This window comes from Xanthocytophaga flava (genome assembly GCF_030068545.1).
GTDB classification, from domain to species: Bacteria; Bacteroidota; Bacteroidia; order Cytophagales; family 172606-1; genus Xanthocytophaga; species Xanthocytophaga flava.
This window is the reverse complement of the sequence record NZ_JASJOR010000023.1, coordinates 43,789-62,793: the sequence shown is the minus strand read 5'-3', so window position 1 is coordinate 62,793 and position 19,005 is coordinate 43,789. Positions and strand designations below refer to the sequence as shown.

Genomic DNA, 19,005 nt, shown 5'->3' with positions numbered 1-19,005 from the left:
CAAAATCAATAAAGTCAGCAATAGCTCTGTCATTGGAGATATACACATATACACTGGTAAAGAAAGCAACTAGCTTATTTCATAACTCCCAGGATAATAGGCAGTAGAGCTAGAATCCCGTTACCCAGGTAATGAATAATGAATCCAGCCCAGGTACTTTGATATTTCTGGGAAGCAAAGCTCACCAGTAATGTAGTAGGTAAAAGATAGATTATTGTCCAGGGATAGATAGGGAGATGAAATAACCCCCATAAGATGCCATGATAAACCCATGTTGTATTACCCCAATGCAACTCCTGTCTTGGCAAAATATACCCCCGAAACCAAAGTTCCTCCCCAAGAATATTAAAAAATGTAAGGAATAGAAAATATACGATGATTATCCAATATGCCCCTTGCAACTTCACACCCATAAAAAATACTAACTCTTTACCGGGTACGGTCTTATTGGGATTTAAGATTTCAGGTAAAAAATCAGGTGGACTTAACAGATCTATGGAAGCGAGATATTGTGCTGTTGGAGTAAGCAAACCTGTAAGCAGAAAGCTTAGTATAAATAAGCCAATACAAATTATAATACCCTTAAATGAGAGTTTTTTGAATCTCAACCGATTTCGCCATTCAACCAAGTTACCTTCTTTCGATATTCCTACAAATGTAGCTACAATCATTAGTAACAAAGGAATACTATAACTACTAATAAAGGCCCAAAAATCAGAAAAACCACTTGCCTGCAATAATGGCATAAGATTGTAAATACAAATTCTGAATACCAATGCCGATCCAGTAAACAAAAGGATAGATTGAATTAAGTTAAGTGGCTTAATTACATTCATAAAAATTCATCTGGAACGATAATCAATAATAGAGATATACATATATACAACTTTTGCTTCAAAAAGCAACACACTTAACCCCAAGACTATTAACACATTACCAATATAAGATCTCTGAGTAAGATGCGACTGGCACAAAAGAATAATAAAAGACATTTATCTAAATAGCCCCCTTCTATTTATTCAAAAACCTGCATAACAACTATGCAGGTTTTTCGTTTTTTAGCCCTACTTTTGCGCTTCTACTCTTGGATTGCCTCATGATTGCATTTTTATTCTTTCTGGTCTTTCTGCTGGTTTACATGGTTTTTGCAGTGTATGCCGAACGTAAACTCTCTGCTTTTATCCAGGATCGTCTGGGACCTACAGAAATTGGCCCTTATGGCATGTTCCAAACCCTTGCCGATCTGGTTAAGTTATTACAGAAAGAAGACATTGTTCCTGTCAAAGCAGACAAATGGGTATTTCTGGCTGCTCCTGCCGTTATCTTCACAGCAATCTTTGCAGGATTTGCTGTTATGCCACTTACTCCTACATTACAGGGGTCAGGCGCTGTAGTAGGGGTGTTTTATCTGCTGACTATAGTTTCTATTGATATTGTGGGTTTGTTAGCCGCTGGCTGGAGTAGTAATAATAAATATTCATTGTTGGGCGCTATGCGTTCTGTAGCACAGATCGTTTCTTATGAGATACCTGTAGGGTTGTCAGTATTGTGTGTGGTGGTACTATGTCAGACACTGGACCTTCAGGAGATTTGTTATCAGCAGGGAATTTATATACGTACTCTCCCCGTATATAGTGAGTCAACTAATTATTTATTTGGCATCAAACGGCTGGGCATTGATATGACAGAAGTAGGAGGGTTTCTGACCTGGAATGTGATTCGAATGCCCTTATTCTTCATTGTGTATATTATTTTTTTTATAGCTACACTGGCAGAGGCAAACAGAGCGCCCTTCGATATTCCGGAAGCCGAATCAGAACTTGTAGGTGGATTCCATACAGAATATTCTGGATTCCGATGGGCATTGCTCTTTCTGGCAGAATATGGTATGATGCTGCTGGTTAGCTTTCTGGGAGCTGTTTTGTTTTTTGGAGGCTGGAATACACTTTTTCCGAATATAGGACCCGTACGGCTGGCCGACTGGACCAGTGGCATGCCAGGCACTATATATGGAAACATCACAGGTGCATTCTGGATAATTCTAAAGGCGTTCATCGGCGTATTTATACAAATGTGGGTACGCTGGACATACCCTCGTTTACGGGTTGACCAGTTGATGCATTTATGCTGGAAGGTATTGACTCCGTTATCATTGTTGCTGCTGTTTATTTCAGCTTTATGGAAGCTTTTGTAAAGCATTTCCTATTGAAAACCGACTTTGTTTTGAACACATTTTATTGTCAGGCTGTTTTTGAGTCTGTAACTGAGGATTGAGATTATGCAAAAAGGGGCTAACAATTCATACTTTGGCAATATCTGGGAAGGCATTGCGTCTTCCTGGCAGGGTTTAAAACTATCATTCAAACATATCTGGGAGGCACGTCAGCGTCGTACTCCTATAGGTATTACAGATCCTGATTATTTTAAACAGGAGACAGGGATTGTTACTCTTACCTACCCATATGAGTCACTACCAGTACCTGATAATGGCCGCTATCGTCTGCACAATGAAATGGAAGATTGTATAGTATGCGACAAGTGTGCAGAGATCTGTCCGGTAAGCTGCATTGACATTGAAGCAGTCAAATCAACGGAAGAAATCCGCAAAACGTCTGATGGTCACTCTGTGCGCCTCTATGCTGCACGATTTGATATTGATATGGCCAAGTGTTGCTTTTGTGGACTATGCACAACTGTTTGCCCTACTGAATGCCTCACCATGACCAAAACCTACGACTTCAGTGAGTTTGATATTCGTGATATGATCTATCATTTCTCAGATCTGTCACCGGAACAAGCGGTAGAGAAACGTCAGAACTATGAAACTGTGCAAGCTGCCAAACAACAGGCCAAAGCATCAACAACCAATGTTCAGCCAACAGAAGAAAAAACGGCAGAGCAAACGTCTACAATTCCAGCGACGGCTAAACCTGTGATGAAGAAACCAGCGATAAAACCTGTCACCAAGCCAGTAATTACAGATCCAACACCTTCTATTTCCGAAGAAACATCCTCTGTTACAGAAGTAACTCCTGAGATATCTCAGACAATACAAGAAGTTGCACCACAGGATACTAAAGCAGAGGAAGCAGACCAGTCTGAGCAGGCCCCTGCCAAACCTGTTATGAAAAAGCCTGTAATTAAACCTATGATCAAAAAAAAGACGGATGAGTAATCAAGTTTGTGGTTTTTCTGTTTCTTTGAATTCTCATTTTTATTAAACATAGCTGTAGTTTGAATATCGCATTCTATTGTTTTGCCGCATTAACAGTACTGTCAGCCCTTGTAGTACTCTGGACCCGGCAACTCCTGTATTCTGCCTTTGCCTTGTTATTTACATTGCTGGGTATGTCGGGTCTTTATGTACTGGCAGGTGCCGACTATGTAGCTATTGTTCAGATTATGATTTATGTGGGAGGTGTACTGGTGTTGCTTATTTTTGGCATTATGCTTACCAATCGTCCTGCCACCGGTCATGCACCTACATCCGGAAGAATCAATCAGTTTACAGGCATTCTGGCAGCAGGCGGATTATTTGTATTATTTTTCACTGTGTTCCTGAAAGCAAATCTACCTTTTCCTGCACTAAAATCTTCACCCCATTCATCTGTAACTCCTATTGGTATTGGATTAATGACAGACTACCTGCTTCCTTTCGAGATAGCAGGCATACTTCTGATGGTAGCATTGATGGGAGCTGCCTATATCGCAGGTAGGAAACGTTTGTAAACCTTTGAGAACATAAAATAAGTCAGTTACCGGAAGAATATTATTGTGAAAAAGGACAGTGTCAATAGTGAAAGATTACCATTCCCCCTCTACCATACTCTCATACATTAACTAAGGTCCTTTCTACTAAAATTGCAGCGAAGACAGAATGATTTGCATAAAATGCAACCTATCTAGGGTATTCCTTCGTTTTTATTGTTTTATTTGACAATCCGACTTATCCTATTCTTATGCTACGATACATTTTTACAGGGTGTATAGGGTTTATAGCAACGCTTAGCTTTGCTACTGAAATACCTCTTAAAACAACAGATTTTGTATATGAACCCCAGATTCATACAGTCTTGTTTTATCCAACCGGTTCTGATCCGGTAGCTGCAACTCTACAGCCACCAGTAGTTTCTATACAACAAGCCACTCCGCTGATACTAGAGTTTGATGAACTGGGAGATAAAATCAATTACTATCGGGCAAAGGTAGTATTCTGTAATGCCGACTGGACTGTATCCAACCTGAGTGATATGGATATCACTCCCCGATTTAATGAATTCACATTTGAACAACCCCAACTATCTGGAAACAATGCACGGGTATTGTATACACATCAACGGCTGGAAGTACCACAAGTAAAGCTACCAGGAAATTATTTATTGGTTGCCTACCATGAAAATAACCCAAAGGATCTGGTTGTCACCCGCCGGTTTGTAGTCTACAATACACAGGTAGTGATTACCCCAAGAATTACGTTTTCTACAGGGATTACTGAACGCAACACCAATCAGCAAGTAGAATTCACCATCGATTATGGTACTCTCAATGTCGGTAACCCCTGGACGGATCTTAAGGTGGTAATCCGTCAAAACTACCAGTGGTATACTGCGATTACGAATCTCAAACCCACTTCCGTACGGGAAGATCAGCATATAGCAGAATATCGGCAGTTTAACCTTGAGAATAACTTCCCAGGTGTTAATGAATTCCGGTTTTTCGATATTCGAAGCATACGTACACTCGGACAGAATGTAGCGAAAATCAACTCATCTCAGGATACAACACAGGTTTATCTGGCTGTGGGAGAATCCCGCAACCGGGAAGGTTATAGTCAGGTAGTGGATCAGAATGGTCGGTTTGTTATAGATCAATATGAGTTTAGCAATGGTAGTACTGAAGCCGACTATGTACGTGTATTTTTTACATTGAGAGCAGACCCTGTGAAAGACCCTGTCTATATATGGGGTGGACTAACTGATTGGCAGACAAGCAATACCAACCGTATGACTTATAATGCGGAAGACCAGGTTTATAGAGGCTCTCTTCTACTTAAGCAAGGATATTATAATTTTCGGTATGTGGTAGCCAAACCTGGTAATAAACTAGATGAAGCCTGGTTTGAAGGTAACCACTTTGAGACAGAGAATGTGTATGAGATTATTGTGTATAACCGTCCTCCGGGAGCGAGAGCAGACATGATTATTGGCTATATAATGGTTGACCACAATAAGCGGTAATTTCCATCAGGTAAGCAAGGTAATTAGTAAAAACACCTTGCTTACTAACAGATAGACAATTAGTTTCTTTTATCAAACGAATTAACCGACATCGGGTGTCTTTCAAAATGGTATGGTTCTGTGCGGCGTACCAGATCTGCATTGATAATATCAATCATACCGAAACCTTTGTTTGAAAAATAACCCATTCCGCATTCAAATATAAATTGCTGAACTTCCGGTGCCGAATACAGAACAAAAGGAAAAGTATATCCCCTAATCTCATGTCTCACCCCATTTTCTTCAATAGGATAGATACGGGCAAATTTCTTGTCACCTTCTTTTATCTTCTGAAGATAGGTTTTATCCGGAATAATCTGAAACCGATAAAATGACGCAATCTGATCCGCTGTAAACCTTCCGGATCTCTCCATACGCATCATTGTTGATTCGTACAGGAAATCTGAGAATGTATCTGTATCTGGAGAGATAAATTTTTTGGCGTAAAAATCATTTGCAATCGGATCTACAGCTACAATCGGTGATATACATACACACTTCAGTTCTTCCTGAAAAACAGGCGGTTGCTCTTTTTCAACACTTTCCGGAACTAATTGCAGGTTACCTACTTCTATTTCTCCTCTTTCAAATAAATGTTGTAAAAAAGTATCTATCACTTCAACACTTTGACTTGAGAAAACAAGTGTAGCCCGACTTGAATAAAAATGCAGGCCATTTTTACTTACTTTTGTCTGCCCCTTCAGTCCGGAAAAGTTATATTCTGCATTTTGCTCTACTTCCTTGCTACCAGCCAACAGAGAGTCCGTTAGCTGCGTCAGCAAAGACTGGTGGTAAAAAGGTACATATCCACCCTTATTTTTTACCATGAAAATGATTCTGACCCTCACAATATTGGCGTTATATTATATGAATATGTGTCACCTTCCACAATTGGTAACTATATATTAAATTAAATTGTTTATTCCTTAAATTAATTTAATATATTTTTCCTAACTGGTGAAAGGGCTGAAAAATTATTTTATAAAAAATCGCCGTAAAAATAGTATACCTTATTCTTAGAAAGATAAATCCTTTAGATCATTCCTTGAGGAAAGACAGCGATTCTGTGTATAAAACCTGTCAAAACAGATTACTAATACACTAGCTGGTTGTCGGGTTTGTCAATACAACAATTAAAGGCAAATTTATTTTTTCTTGTTATTATTTTTATTCTTTTTCAACGATTTGATAAACTGTGCCCACCGGAATGGGTCCAGGAATGTCCATGTTGGACTAAAATAGCGGTTGGTTGTGTAGTTAAGTTGTTGCTGAGTTATATAACGATAATTCATTTCAGAACTAGCACCCAGAGTTTGAGTCATCTTTGCCAGTGCAACCGGATCAAAGTTCTTTGCCAGTTGCTTCTGCTGATCTTCATCTGGTAAATCCAGTGCTAAAATTGCTTTCTTAAATAACTCTTCTGTTGGATAAGGATATACTTCAACGATTGGAAGTGTGGTGGTATCTGTTTTTAATTCAATTACAACGGAATGTCCTTCATCTGTTGTATTCGGTATCTTATAGAATCTCTTTTTAAATCCAATAGCTGTAATAACAATGCTGTCTCCAACCAAGGTTGGCATTGAAAAGGCTCCATATTCATTTGTAACACCACCTCTTCCAGCCTTTGGAATATATAAGGTTGCCCCTACAACAGGTTGTCCATCATCTCCACTCAATACAAGACCTGAAAATTGTACAATATGTACTTTCCCTTGTCCCTGTACATTTACCTTACCGATTAAAAAGCTGGCCAATACTATAATACTCCATGTAAATAATTTAAAAAATGGCTTCATTGTCTACTTTTTTCAGGAAAGATACATATTTTAATTCAAAAAAGCAGGCTAAGGTGACTTTGTTTTCGTTGCAGCCCCTATTATTCTCGACGAACGCCCGCCAGCCATTGACCTGTCTATCATTTTGTTCCATAAAAATTCACAGACAAGTCATTCTTTCAATTGATGTTCTGTTTTACTAAAACGTAAAAATAGTATACCTATTTTACGTTACAAACAAGTTGTTCTTTTGCTGGATATTTTTCAGGCAAAAATGCGTAAAAAAGTCACAATAAATGGAGCTGAAAGCAATAATCCATCAAATCTATCTAAAAACCCTCCATGCCCGGGAATACTTGCTCCGGAATCCTTAATATCCATACTCCGTTTAAATAATGACTCTACTAAATCTCCATAGGTTCCTGCTACTACTATAATAATAGCTATACAATACCAGTGCCAGTACTTAAGATCTGTAAAGAAATATGCCAACAGAGAGGCTACTATCAAAGCAGAGCAAAGCCCTCCTATACTTCCTTCCCATGACTTCTTAGGAGAAACCCGTTCAAAAAGCTTTGTACGGCCAAAATAGGTTCCCGCAAAATAAGCCCCCGTATCACTTGCCCATAACAAAAACAAACAACCCAGAATGACCTGATAACTATACACCGCATCTTCCAGAAACACACAAATATTTAACAAAGAAAACGGTATTGCCACATAGATAATACCCAAAAAGGTAAAGGCAATATTGGTAAAAGGCTTCTTTTCGTTCTTCTTGTATAGCTTAATGAAGAATATTACGGATGCAATAGGAGAGATCCAGAAATAATGTTCGATTCCTATCAGTTTTTTCTCAATCAGAAATGTAAGCAGAAAAATACAAAGGCCCGTAAAAGTACCATAATAGGTTAGGGGAGCATTACCATCTAATCCAACCAGTTGATAAAACTCCCGGAGAGTCAATCCACAGATCAGAAAAAATACGCCAAAATAGCCCCACTGATTCCAGTATATAGCACCAATTATGGCTATTCCGCCTATGAGTGCGGCGATAATACGTTGCTGAAGATTAGAAAGTTTAGTTAAATGTTGATTCACAGTATAAGAGGGTATCATTTGAGATCAGGTCTGCCTACTCTATATTAGATTGCTCCATCACAATGAGTGCCTGAATAACATGTTCATGATATACATACACTTCAAAATGGCCGAAAAGATAAGAACTATCCTTTTTGTTTAAAACAACTGTCGGAATATTATTACTTTCCAGTGCAATCCGAACCATTTCAGCCCGATACCCTATCGGTGATTCGTACAGTTTTTCCCATTGTGGCATGATCACATTCAGACACTTACTAAAATACAAAGACAGAGGGATATAAAATAATGGCTTCCAAACAAAAATAAGCCTATTATCCTGCAAATATACTATATTATGCTCCTAATGTAATTAAAAACAGATTAAACCCTGAGAACAGAATTTTCTGATTTTCAACAAGTAGTGGCTTTGTTGTGTAATGTAAGAGAGGAGAACATCTAAAAGAGACCACACATATACATATTTGAACATGGCATTCTTGATTTTAGAATCCAGTTTGCTATGATTATTTGTAACCTATTGCTTATTTTCACCAACATATTTGGTATAATAAATCACATAGTCTTCAATACATTGTTGAAGAAAACACTTCCAGCTGCCATTTGTGTATTTCTGTAGTTCGTCTTCCAACCCAGAGACCAAATCAGAATTTTTATTTATCCTTGCCAAGGCCAATAAAAAAGCTATACCCATAAAGTAAATTTCATCCTGGTTCCTTTCTTGTTTTTCTGCTACGGGAATTAACGAATGCAATTCACCTACAGATAAAAAAAGCTGCATCATTTGATTGGCTGCCACCATTTCTGGTAACTGATTGAGAACGACAGGATGCTGGGGGTCAATGATAAATGACACCCTACGTACTTGTAGTAAGTTTTCCCGTACTACAAATTGCCAAAGTGCCAATGCAGGATTCTCTTCTATTAAGGATTGTATATCCTTGTTAGCATTCATGCTGTGCCAAAATTATATAGTAACAGGTAGCATTGACTTTTCAACCTCTATATAGTTTATATAGACAAAATTCATAATCTAACTACTGCGGCGAAAGGTAATAAATACTAAAAGGCTGCAAAAGGGTGAAAACAACCTTTTTAAAAGGATAAAATAAAGACAAAAAAAGGTTTGCCTTTATGAGGTTTTTATGGATTTTTGTTTCAAACCAATTATCTAATTATGAAATCATCAGTACAAAACTCCTTTTTCTGTACCCTTCTTACTTTACTAATTACAGGATTGATTTCTTGTCAGGACAACACTGACACTACAACAGAAAAAGAAATCCTTAAAGAAGTTTTTATTAGTCGTGACACAGCGCAGAGATATGTCAACAACTTTGGGAGAAACCATGCCTTTGACAGTATACCCGCCACAAGTCTAACTCAGGAAAGTCCTAATACACGTGTTGTATGGTTTGAGTTAAAAAAACTTAAGGCATTTATCAATAAAATAGAAAAAGAGAATGGAGATGGTGTTCGCATCTATTTTGCAGCCTATGACAGTACCTATTCCCCTAAAAATCCGCATGCTCCAGATAAAATGTATTGGGGACATAACACCTTGATTCTGGTACCAACAAGAGATTCCAGTGGTATCCACATGGATTATTTTAAAGTAAAAAATATAGGAAAGGGTTTGGATAGTGATGCTCCAACCGCAATAAACAGAGCTGGCTTATGCCCTCCTCCTACACCATGTCAGGGAGCAGAACTACTGGAGTAATATCATAACCTATGGAAACCTATTTTACCATTAGTACTGTTGCAGAAATTATCTGTTTCCTGACAGGAGTTATATGTTTATATAAAGATAGTGAGACATCTTGGAAGCTGCTATGCGTTTATCTACTGTTGGTATGTTCCATTGAGATGACAGGCATGCATATGTGGAAAGTTCTGCATAAGCAAAACTCCCTTTTATATAACTTTCTGCTTGTCTTTGAGAATCTAATGGTAAGTTATTTTTTCTTTTACTTGTTTAAAGCTTATAAGAATAGGTTAAACTGGCTGATTATCTGGCTTTTTACCTTTTCTATAAGCTTTACTACTGAGATGATCTACAATCACATGAATAGTTTTGCATTCAAAACTGTAATTGCCATGTCTGTAGTGTTTGTCATAGCAAGTCTGTATTTCTACTATCTGATACTTAAGGATGAACAATTCAGACGCTTAAGCCACTATGCACCTTTCTGGTGGGTTAATGGTGTATTGTTTTTCTACTTTGGCAGTACTGCCTGTAATGTATTATTTGATTACGTTTTGACAGATACTACTAATATTACAGGTACTATCCGATACTACATCATCAATATTCTAAACATTATTTTATATTCCTGCTGGTCTTATGCTTTTCTATGCAGATATCGCCTCAGAATGTCGCTACACTCATCGTAATCATTTCTGTCATTTTCCTGATTGCGCCTATCTTTCTTGTTAGCTATGTAAATCTATACAATCAACGAAAGAAAAAACACCAGGAAGAAAAAGAACAGCTCAAACGTGATTTTGATCTGGAAATGTTGAGAGTGCAGATGGAAGTAAAAGAAGAAACACTGAAAACACTTGGAGCCGAACTACATGATAACATTGGCCAGATTCTGAGTCTAACAACCATTACACTTACGTCTATCAACTTAGAAGATGCAGTCAGCGCTACTCGAAAACTGACCTCAGCTACAGAACTTACCCGACGAGCCATTCGGGAGATCAGAGATCTGTCACAACTGCTCAATGGAGAGAATCTGCTAAAACGAGGACTGGTTGCAGCAATTGAACTGGAACTAGACTGGCTGTCCCGTCTGGAGCGATATACACTTACATTTAACAAAAAAGCGTTTAATCCAATCTCCACACAGAATGACAAGGATGTCATTGTATTTCGTCTATTTCAGGAATTGATCAGCAATATTATTCGCCATGCTCACGCTACGGAGATATCAATTTTACTTGAAAGTACCAATACTACATTACAATTGATTGTGAAAGATAATGGAGTAGGCTTTACCAAAGACAAACCTCACAAAACAGGGATGGGACTATATACTATTGAAAAGAGGGCAGGAATGATCCAGGGAACTGTACAGTTTGACTCAGCTCCCGGTCAAGGCACCTCTGTTAAGATACAAGTACCCTATCCATAAAAATTTGATTTACCATGACAAATGAAGTTATACATATTGCCATTATTGATGACCATACATTGTTTCGTCAAGGTCTTGTACACTTACTCTTAGAATCAGAAGAAATACAGGTAGTCTTTGACGCATCTGACGGAGCGGATATGATAAAGAAAATAGCCAATCACAATCCTCTGCCCCAGGTAATTCTAATGGACATTACCATGCCTGTAATGGATGGACATGCTTCTACATTATGGTTACGCAAACATCATCCTGATATTAAAATTTTAGCTCTAAGCATGTCTGACAAGGATACATCCATTATGGAAATGCTTAGAAGTGGAGCTATGGGATATTTATTAAAAGAGTCAAAAGTTTCGGAAGTCATTACGGCAATCAAAACAATCAACAATCAGGGATTTTATATCAATGAATATGTTTCGGGAAAGATATTAAACACCTTGCAAAAGAATGATATCATAGAAGAAAAAGGGAAAAAATTAAGTGCAAATGAACTTAGATTTCTGGAGCTATGCTCTTCTGAACTAACCTATAAGGAAATTGCGGACAGAATGAATGTGAGCCCTCATACAATTGATAATTACAGGGAATCCTTGTTTGAAAAATTTCAGGTGCGTTCCCGAACAGGTCTTGTTGTATATGCGATCAAAAATTCACTTATTAAAATCTGAGTTTCATTACATATAGTCTCTCACAATAGGCTAGGCATATTCGTTTATGAATAGCATCTTTTCAGCATTTTCCTTAAAATAAGGAATAATAACTCATAATTCTTCGAAAAAATACTACAAACTTCTGGTAGAGAAAGACAGATGATTTAATTTTGAACATCTATTCAAAATTAAACATTATGTATTGACAGGAAATATTTGAGTAGAGCAATCGTTTTACTAAACAAGCTTTATGTGCATAATAATAGTATGAAAACTGCACATTCGCCTTTTTAAAACCTATTGCCTGTCAAAGGATAAAAGAATTTCTTAACTAGTTATGAATAACAGAGACTCTCTCTCTGCCAGCCGGAAGATTAAAGTAGTACAAAAACTCTTTGGTGATTCTTTTAAGTTGGTAATTGCACTTATTGTAGGTATATATATATGCCTCACAACATTCTATATTCTTTGGATGCATCCTCCCTTTAAAGAGATGTATGACAAGAAAACGGTCTTTCCACCTACTCATAAACGTGTTGTTTCACTTCTACATCAAAAAAGTTAAATCCTGGTCTTTTCTTTGTCACACCTGAAATTACTTACAGCGGTATAGTCATTGGAGAATAAATGTCAATCACAAAATGCGATTGACATTTATATATTTTTGTTATAAATACCGGGCTTTTACTCCTGCTCAAACCAGAGTTTTAGTTTTTTGTCATTCTCTCCACCCTGACGGCTCAATGCACTGGCAAAGTTACTGCTATTTAATGCTTCCTCCGAACTTGGATAGGGTAAACGTGTTGGAACAATGTTGTCATTGAAATTAGATACAGGCGCAGTTAAAACTGGTATTCCAGAACGACGTTGTTCAGCCCATGCTTCCAATCCTTGCCCGAATAAGGCAATCCATTTCTGTTCCATAATCTGAGTATATCCTTCATTACCTCCTTTATAGGCTACACCACTCAGATAAGTATCAGAAGCTACCAGCGAAAACTGCTCATGAGAGGCTTTGATCGCATCAATGTAGTTTGTTTCAACATCACCAGCTGCGGTAATTCCATTATAGGCAGCTTCCGCTTTGATAAACAATAGTTCTGCATAACTCATTAGTACACCAGGAGCCGTAGCGGCAGTAAAATAAGAGCCAATTTTAGAAGTCTTAGCAAGCCCATAAGAGTTGGCATCGGCAGCGTTCAAACCATTAGGTAAGCCTACATAATCACCACCAGCTTCTGGTTTGTTTGCATATACAGCCAGGCGAGCATCATTGAATAACTTTAACTTATCCACCATAGTTTTGCTTATTCTATGGTCATCACGTGTCTTACGATTCTCGTTTATCGGGTTGTTACTGGGTGATTGCGCCAAATAAGCCAGTGAAGCCATATCTGATTTGGAAGTAAAGACAGGGTATGTTTCGGGATTACTCAGAATACGGGTGATTTCAGCATTGACATCAATCGATGCGTCTGCCTTTCCGATCATACGAATCAGAATGCGTAAACTCAATGAGTTGGCAAATTTCTTCCATTTACTCATATTACCCGCAAACAAGATATCTCCAGTAGATGAAACTGCCTTTGTATTAATCATATCACTAGCAGACTTCAAATCTGCTACCAAACCTGCATATACATCTTTCTGACTGTCATAGACAGGTGAATAAGCACCATCACTGCCTTTTAATGCTTCAGAATAAGGAATGTCGCCATAAATATCAGTCAGTAACTGAAATACCCATGAACGCATGATGATTGCAATCGCCTGATAGTTTTCATTGCCAGCAGCTTGTCCCAGGATGTTGATCTTATTAAAATCTGCCAGTGACTCTGTATAAAAATCCCGCCAACTCTGATCAATAACCTCTGATGGAATATTATACTGATCTGACTCTACATACTGGATACGAGCCCAATGCTGAGGCCACAGATTCCCTACATCCATTCCCAAGCTATAGGTTGCATTGCCCATATATAGGTCAACAGCACTTTCAATACCATGTGGTAACAAAGACTCTGCTGTTGCACTCGTAGGATCATTGGTATTCTTATTAAACTCATCAAAGTTCTTTTCACAGCTTACCAAGGTGAGAAGTATCAGAACGGTACTTATATATATCTTTTTCATAGAGAGTTAAAGTCAAAAAGGTTCAACTGAATACTAGACTATCATAACAAAGATTACAACCCAAAACTGAGGTTAAATCCTAAACTACGAGTGGTAGGTATCTGACCATTTTCCAGACCCTGCACATTACTATCACTGCTATACAAGCTGGTTTCCGGATCTATGTGTGGTACTTTAGAATACAACAAGGCCAGGTTACGACCTACAACTGCAAATTGCACATTACGCACAGGTATTTTGCCAAACCATTTTTGTGGCAGTGTATAACTTAGTTTTATCTCACGCAGTTTTATATAGCTGGCATCAAATACGAAAGGCTCATTGTTATTTCGGTTATAGTAGCCATGATGCCAGTCTTCAGAGGACACATTCTTAGTATTTACTGCATAAACAGGATTATCTGTAGTACCAGTATTGACGACACCATCTCCAACAATACCTGTCTCACGCCCAATATTGGTTTCTGCCAGTACTCCGGTATAGCGTCCAATAGCTACTGTCTGGCTATAGATATTTCCACCCATCTTCGCATCTATCAGAGTACTTATACTAATGCCTTTAAAGGAAAAAGTATTACTGATTCCTCCTGTCCAGTCAGGTGTAAAGTTTCCGAGTATTTTTCGTGTAGAAGAAACGACAGGCAATCCGTTTGTCCCATAGATAATACGCCCTTGTGGATCACGGGCATAGGCTGTTCCGAAGAATGTACCATAAGATTGTCCTACCCGTGCCTCTACGCTCATACCCCGAACCGTACCCAACTGGTAGTTTTGTAATCCCTCACCTAGTTCTACTACCTTGTTCCGGTTTCTGGAAAAGTTCAGACCCAGATCCCAGGTGAATCCAGCTTCTGTTTTGATGATAGCACCACTGGCTTCAATCTCGATTCCTTTGTTGGTTACCAGACCTGCATTTGTCACCCGCGACTGATAGCCGCTAGCCTGAGAAATATTAACATTCAGAATCTGGTTTTTGGTTTGTTTTTCATAGTAAGCAAACTCCAGTGAAATGCGGTGAAACAGATTTACTTCTGCACCAACTTCGTAGGCAGTGGTAAGTTCAGGCTTTAGCCGAGCATTGGCAATTACATTGTTTTCGGATACTGTAGGTGTAGATCCCCAGGCACTTTCATATTTGAATGTCTGCTGATCCTGATACAGGATTTCTGTATCATTACCTGTACGTGCCACACTAGCTCTCACTTTCGCAAAAGACAATACAGAAGACTGTATGTTCAACATATCTGTAAGTACTCCACTCACAGAAACAGAAGGATAGAAGTAAGACCGGTTCCCTTTTGGCAGCGCACTAGACCAGTCATTACGGGCGGATGCATCTATAAACAGGTAATCCTTGAATGAAAGTTGAGCGGAAGCATACAAACTATTCACCACCTTAGTCTGATGATTATTGGCTACATCTGGCCGGGAACGGGCATTGCCTACATTAAAGATATTAGGTAACGACAACTCAGCAATGTTAATGTAATTTCGCTGGTAATCCCGACGACGATGATTACCTCCTACACTGGCAGTTAGATGTAGGGCAGAGGATACATTTCTATTCATACTCAACAGGAAGTCAGAATTGCTTTCCTTTACAAAGAATACGTCTTCTGTATAACTGCCATAGGTGTTACCTACTGATTTAGGGGTTTGTACATATCTGCGATCTGTAAAAAAGTCTGTTCCGGAACGTGCTGTCAGATTAAGCCAGTCCGTGAATTTGTAATTAAGACTTACATTTCCGAACAAGCGATCTTTATTGTTAGGACGCAATACCCGATTCAATACAAAATAAGGATTGTTCCAATAGTTGGTATTCCAGTTACGCTGCACTGGCCAGTCACTGGGGTCTGTTCCATCTACGACATAATCTTTCAGATCATCTGTGTCAACCTGACGGCCAAACCAGATAAAGTATAAGCCCCAACTATTACGATTCTTACTTCCATCCTTTATAAAGTTGGCCGATACCTTTGCAGACAGTCGCGAAGTGATGTTCAGACCAGCATTAAGAGAGACCGTATTTCGTTTGTAATCCGTATTAGGTAAAATACCCTTCTGTGAAAGATTGGTATAAGATAAGCGAAAGTCACCTTTGTCATTGGAACCTGCCACAGCTACACTATTGGTATAGGTTGCTCCTGTTTCAAAGAAATTTTTGACATTATCTGGTTGAGGCAGAAAAGGAGTAGGAGTGCGCACCCCATTTGCATCTACAGACGAATTATATTGAGGTAACAACCTTCCATCCATTTGTGGCCCCCAGCTTTCGTCCACACCATCATTCACACCTCCACCTTTGCCATCTTTATATTCAAACAATCCTTTCGCACCTTGTCCGTATGCATTCTGAAATGAAGGAAGTCTGAAGGGTTTCTCGAACGTAGTATTGGTATTTACTGTGACACCTATGCCTTTGACACCTTTACCTGATTTGGTAGTAATCAGAATAACGCCATTAGTACCACGTGAGCCATACAAGGCAGCTGCATTAGGACCTTTTAAGACACTCACAGAAGCAATATCATCTGGGTTAATGGCCCCTGCCCCATTGCCATAATCGACACTTGTAGATGATGTGCCAAACTGGCTGTCGGAGCTTTTACTTCCATAACTATAGTTCCCATTGTCAATAGGTACACCATCTACCACAAACAAAGGCTGATTATTACCTCCGATAGACGAAGATCCTCTGATCACAATCCGAGATGAACCACCAGGTGTTCCATTGGTACCTGTTACCTGAATACCTGCAATCTTACCACTCAGTGCATTTACCAGGTTTGTTTCCCGCGCCTGATTCAACTGGTCACCTTTGATTTCCTGCACAGAGTAGCCCAATGCCTTCTTCTCCCGTTCTATCCCGAGAGCTGTTACCACTACTTCTCCAAGAGCAGCAACATCTGGTACTAATACTATATCTATTGTAGTCCGATTTCCAATGGGTATTTCCTGTACTACATATCCAATAAAAGAGATAATCAATGTTGCATTCTCTTGAGGTACTTTAAGCTGAAATTTTCCTTCCGAGTTAGTTGTCGTTCCTATAGTAGTACCTTTTACTATCACATTTACACCAGGCAAAGCAGATTTACTTTCCTGATCAGAGATTGATCCTGAAATGGTTCGATCCTGAGCAGTGGCATATGTATACGCCCATAGTAATCCCATTAAAAAAACGAGTAGTTTTCTTTTCATAATTTTGGCTAATAAGTTGGGGGTTGAATAAACACTATTCAGGTACTAACTACACCTGGAACAGGTCAATAAAAGAAATCGCTTACTGATCAATCAGAGTAAATAGTAGTAGAGAAACTCTAAAACCATTTTCCAGACCTGATACACAGCGGACAGCCATTAATGAAGACAAAGTACCTCACAGACATTTGCCTCACAAACGCCAAATACTCCTGCTATTCAGTAGTTATAACAATGCTGACTTTTACTTTCTCGGAATAGTATTGGGCATATACAATAAAATAACTTCTAATCAGAAGCTTTGTATTGAGTTACTATTCCTTCTGTTTCTTATTGCGGCTTTCGAAACAGACAGGGAACTTACATAAAGAAATTTTGCTTTTAGTAAGAGCAATATATTAATGCAAAACTAAAATACAAAATTTTATTCCAAAAAATACAATCATACAGGTAAAAAATTCCACACTTTACCACATTATCAAAATCTAATACTGAAAACAAATAAAAATAATATAATTCCAAACTCAGAAAATACAATTGCTCTATCTTTATGAGATAACAGAAACTATTTCAGTCAAATAAAAGATGGCAAATTTCTCACATATATAAAAGGAGAAGGATTGATGCAGAAATATGATGGAAGAAATCTATTTTTGTGTACTACTTTCTAATAATCCCGTGAAAACACCAGCAACCATTTCAGATACTCTTAACCTGTTATCAAAGCTTACCTTATCTCGCACATGGAATGGACTACAGGTATTGGGCAGTTATTATCTTTCCAGAATTACACGAAAAGCTATACATAAAGGCCTACCTGTAAGCATTGCTTTTGAACCTACTACTTCTTGCAATCTTCGTTGCCCAGAATGCCCCAGTGGTTTACGATCTTTTACCCGTCCTACAGGTATGCTGAGTGGAGATTTGTTCAAGAAAACTATAGATGAGCTTCATAAAAAGTTGCTGTATCTCACCTTTTATTTTCAGGGCGAGCCCTATCTACACCCTCAGTTTCTGGAACTGGTGCAATATGCAGCAAGCAAAAAGATTTATACGTCAACCTCTACCAACGCTCATTATCTGACAGATGCCAATGCCCGCAAGACAGTTGAGTCAGGTCTTGATAGACTGATTATCTCCATAGATGGCACAACACAGGAAACCTATCAGCAATACAGAGTAGGAGGGAAGCTGGATAAAGTGATTGAGGGTGCAAAAAACGTTATTCGCTGGAAGCAACAGCTAGGTTCTAAAACCCCCTTTATTGTCTTTCAGTTTTTGGTTGTAAAGCCTAATGAACACCAGATTGCAGATGTACAAAAACTTGCCAGTGAACTGGGAGTAGATGCAGTTGGCTTAAAAACGGCTCAGATTTATGATCATGAGCAAGGCTCTCCGCTGATCCCGTCTATTGACAAGTATAGTCGCTATCGTCAAACTACTTCAGGTACCTATCAGGTAAAAAATGGTCTTGGAAATCATTGCTGGAAAATGTGGCACTCGTGTGTCATTACCTGGGATGGCTTGGTAGTTCCTTGTTGTTTTGACAAGGATGCACACCACCGAATGGGAGATGTTAGTAAGCAGTCTTTCAGCAACCTATGGGCTGGAAAATCATATTCTCAATTCCGCCAATTATTACTTCAATCGCGCAGCAAGATAGAAATGTGCAAAAACTGCACAGAAGGAACCCAGGTATGGAGCTAGCTATCAACCAA

At 38.6% G+C, this 19,005-nt stretch carries 18 protein-coding genes; 10 read left to right on the top strand and 8 right to left on the bottom strand.

Translation table 11 applies throughout. The features are described from left to right. Positions 1 to 74: 74 nt before the first annotated feature. Positions 75 to 836: a CPBP family intramembrane glutamic endopeptidase gene (locus tag QNI15_RS27465; protein ID WP_314034818.1), complete on the bottom strand. Its 762-nt coding sequence runs from the start codon at positions 834 to 836 to the stop codon at positions 75 to 77. A gap of 260 nt (positions 837 to 1,096) precedes the next feature. Here QNI15_RS27465 and QNI15_RS27460 point away from each other — a divergent pair, with 260 nt between their 5' ends. From QNI15_RS27460 to QNI15_RS27445, 4 genes are all read left to right on the top strand, one after another. Then, positions 1,097 to 2,194, top strand: a complete 1,098-nt coding sequence (locus QNI15_RS27460) for a complex I subunit 1/NuoH family protein (protein WP_313980977.1) — start codon at positions 1,097 to 1,099, stop codon at positions 2,192 to 2,194. An 84-nt stretch (positions 2,195 to 2,278) separates the two neighbouring features. After that, on the top strand, positions 2,279 to 3,175 hold the full coding sequence (locus tag QNI15_RS27455; protein WP_314034816.1) for a 4Fe-4S dicluster domain-containing protein: 897 nt from the start codon (positions 2,279 to 2,281) through the stop codon (positions 3,173 to 3,175). A gap of 59 nt (positions 3,176 to 3,234) precedes the next feature. Further along, positions 3,235 to 3,729 (top strand): NADH-quinone oxidoreductase subunit J family protein, encoded by a 495-nt coding sequence (locus QNI15_RS27450; RefSeq protein ID WP_314034814.1) that lies wholly within the window; start codon positions 3,235 to 3,237, stop codon positions 3,727 to 3,729. Between the two features lie 230 nt (positions 3,730 to 3,959). After that, positions 3,960 to 5,237 carry a type IX secretion system plug protein gene (locus QNI15_RS27445; RefSeq protein ID WP_314034812.1) on the top strand — a complete coding sequence of 426 codons (1,278 nt, stop codon included), beginning with the start codon at positions 3,960 to 3,962 and terminating at the stop codon, positions 5,235 to 5,237. A 59-nt stretch (positions 5,238 to 5,296) separates the two neighbouring features. Here the strand turns inward: QNI15_RS27445 and QNI15_RS27440 are convergent, their stop codons facing one another. The 5 genes from QNI15_RS27440 to QNI15_RS27420 form a co-directional block, all read right to left on the bottom strand. Continuing rightward, on the bottom strand, positions 5,297 to 6,103 hold the full coding sequence (locus QNI15_RS27440; RefSeq protein WP_313980991.1) for a CRISPR-associated endoribonuclease Cas6: 807 nt from the start codon (positions 6,101 to 6,103) through the stop codon (positions 5,297 to 5,299). Positions 6,104 to 6,421: 318 nt separating this feature from the next. Then, positions 6,422 to 7,075 carry a carboxypeptidase-like regulatory domain-containing protein gene (locus QNI15_RS27435; protein ID WP_313980994.1) on the bottom strand — a complete coding sequence of 218 codons (654 nt, stop codon included), beginning with the start codon at positions 7,073 to 7,075 and terminating at the stop codon, positions 6,422 to 6,424. A 243-nt stretch (positions 7,076 to 7,318) separates the two neighbouring features. Next, positions 7,319 to 8,155, bottom strand: coding sequence for a phosphatidate cytidylyltransferase (locus tag QNI15_RS27430; RefSeq protein WP_314034810.1), 837 nt, complete (start codon positions 8,153 to 8,155; stop codon positions 7,319 to 7,321). A 34-nt stretch (positions 8,156 to 8,189) separates the two neighbouring features. Next, entirely contained in the window at positions 8,190 to 8,393 is a 204-nt protein-coding gene (locus tag QNI15_RS27425) for a putative signal transducing protein (RefSeq protein ID WP_313991747.1), read from the bottom strand. 279 nt (positions 8,394 to 8,672) lie between these two features. Further along, positions 8,673 to 9,110, bottom strand: coding sequence for a hypothetical protein (locus QNI15_RS27420; protein ID WP_314034808.1), 438 nt, complete (start codon positions 9,108 to 9,110; stop codon positions 8,673 to 8,675). A 222-nt stretch (positions 9,111 to 9,332) separates the two neighbouring features. Between QNI15_RS27420 and QNI15_RS27415 the strand changes: the two genes are divergently transcribed. The 5 genes from QNI15_RS27415 (at position 9,333) to QNI15_RS27395 (ending at position 12,516) form a co-directional block, all read left to right on the top strand. Next, positions 9,333 to 9,878, top strand: coding sequence for a hypothetical protein (locus tag QNI15_RS27415; RefSeq protein WP_313991753.1), 546 nt, complete (start codon positions 9,333 to 9,335; stop codon positions 9,876 to 9,878). 11 nt (positions 9,879 to 9,889) lie between these two features. Continuing rightward, the gene (locus tag QNI15_RS27410; RefSeq protein ID WP_313991755.1) at positions 9,890 to 10,552 is read left to right on the top strand and encodes a hypothetical protein; all 663 of its coding nucleotides are present in this window, start codon (positions 9,890 to 9,892) and stop codon (positions 10,550 to 10,552) included. Next, entirely contained in the window at positions 10,513 to 11,298 is a 786-nt protein-coding gene (locus tag QNI15_RS27405) for a sensor histidine kinase (protein WP_314034806.1), read from the top strand. The genes QNI15_RS27410 and QNI15_RS27405 overlap by 40 nt, the downstream gene beginning before the upstream one ends. Before the next feature lie 14 nt (positions 11,299 to 11,312). Further along, the gene (locus QNI15_RS27400) at positions 11,313 to 11,969 is read left to right on the top strand and encodes a response regulator transcription factor (RefSeq protein WP_313991761.1); all 657 of its coding nucleotides are present in this window, start codon (positions 11,313 to 11,315) and stop codon (positions 11,967 to 11,969) included. A 319-nt stretch (positions 11,970 to 12,288) separates the two neighbouring features. Next, on the top strand, positions 12,289 to 12,516 hold the full coding sequence (locus QNI15_RS27395; protein WP_314034804.1) for a hypothetical protein: 228 nt from the start codon (positions 12,289 to 12,291) through the stop codon (positions 12,514 to 12,516). 119 nt (positions 12,517 to 12,635) lie between these two features. Here the strand turns inward: QNI15_RS27395 and QNI15_RS27390 are convergent, their stop codons facing one another. Further along, a complete protein-coding gene (locus tag QNI15_RS27390) occupies positions 12,636 to 14,084 on the bottom strand; it encodes a SusD/RagB family nutrient-binding outer membrane lipoprotein (protein ID WP_314034802.1) in 1,449 nt (482 codons plus the stop codon). 53 nt (positions 14,085 to 14,137) lie between these two features. Further along, entirely contained in the window at positions 14,138 to 17,287 is a 3,150-nt protein-coding gene (locus tag QNI15_RS27385) for a SusC/RagA family TonB-linked outer membrane protein (RefSeq protein ID WP_314034800.1), read from the bottom strand. A 678-nt stretch (positions 17,288 to 17,965) separates the two neighbouring features. Here QNI15_RS27385 and QNI15_RS27380 point away from each other — a divergent pair. Continuing rightward, complete coding sequence (locus QNI15_RS27380) at positions 17,966 to 18,994, top strand: SPASM domain-containing protein (RefSeq protein WP_313991771.1); 1,029 nt, start codon at positions 17,966 to 17,968, stop codon at positions 18,992 to 18,994. Positions 18,995 to 19,005: the final 11 nt, after the last annotated feature.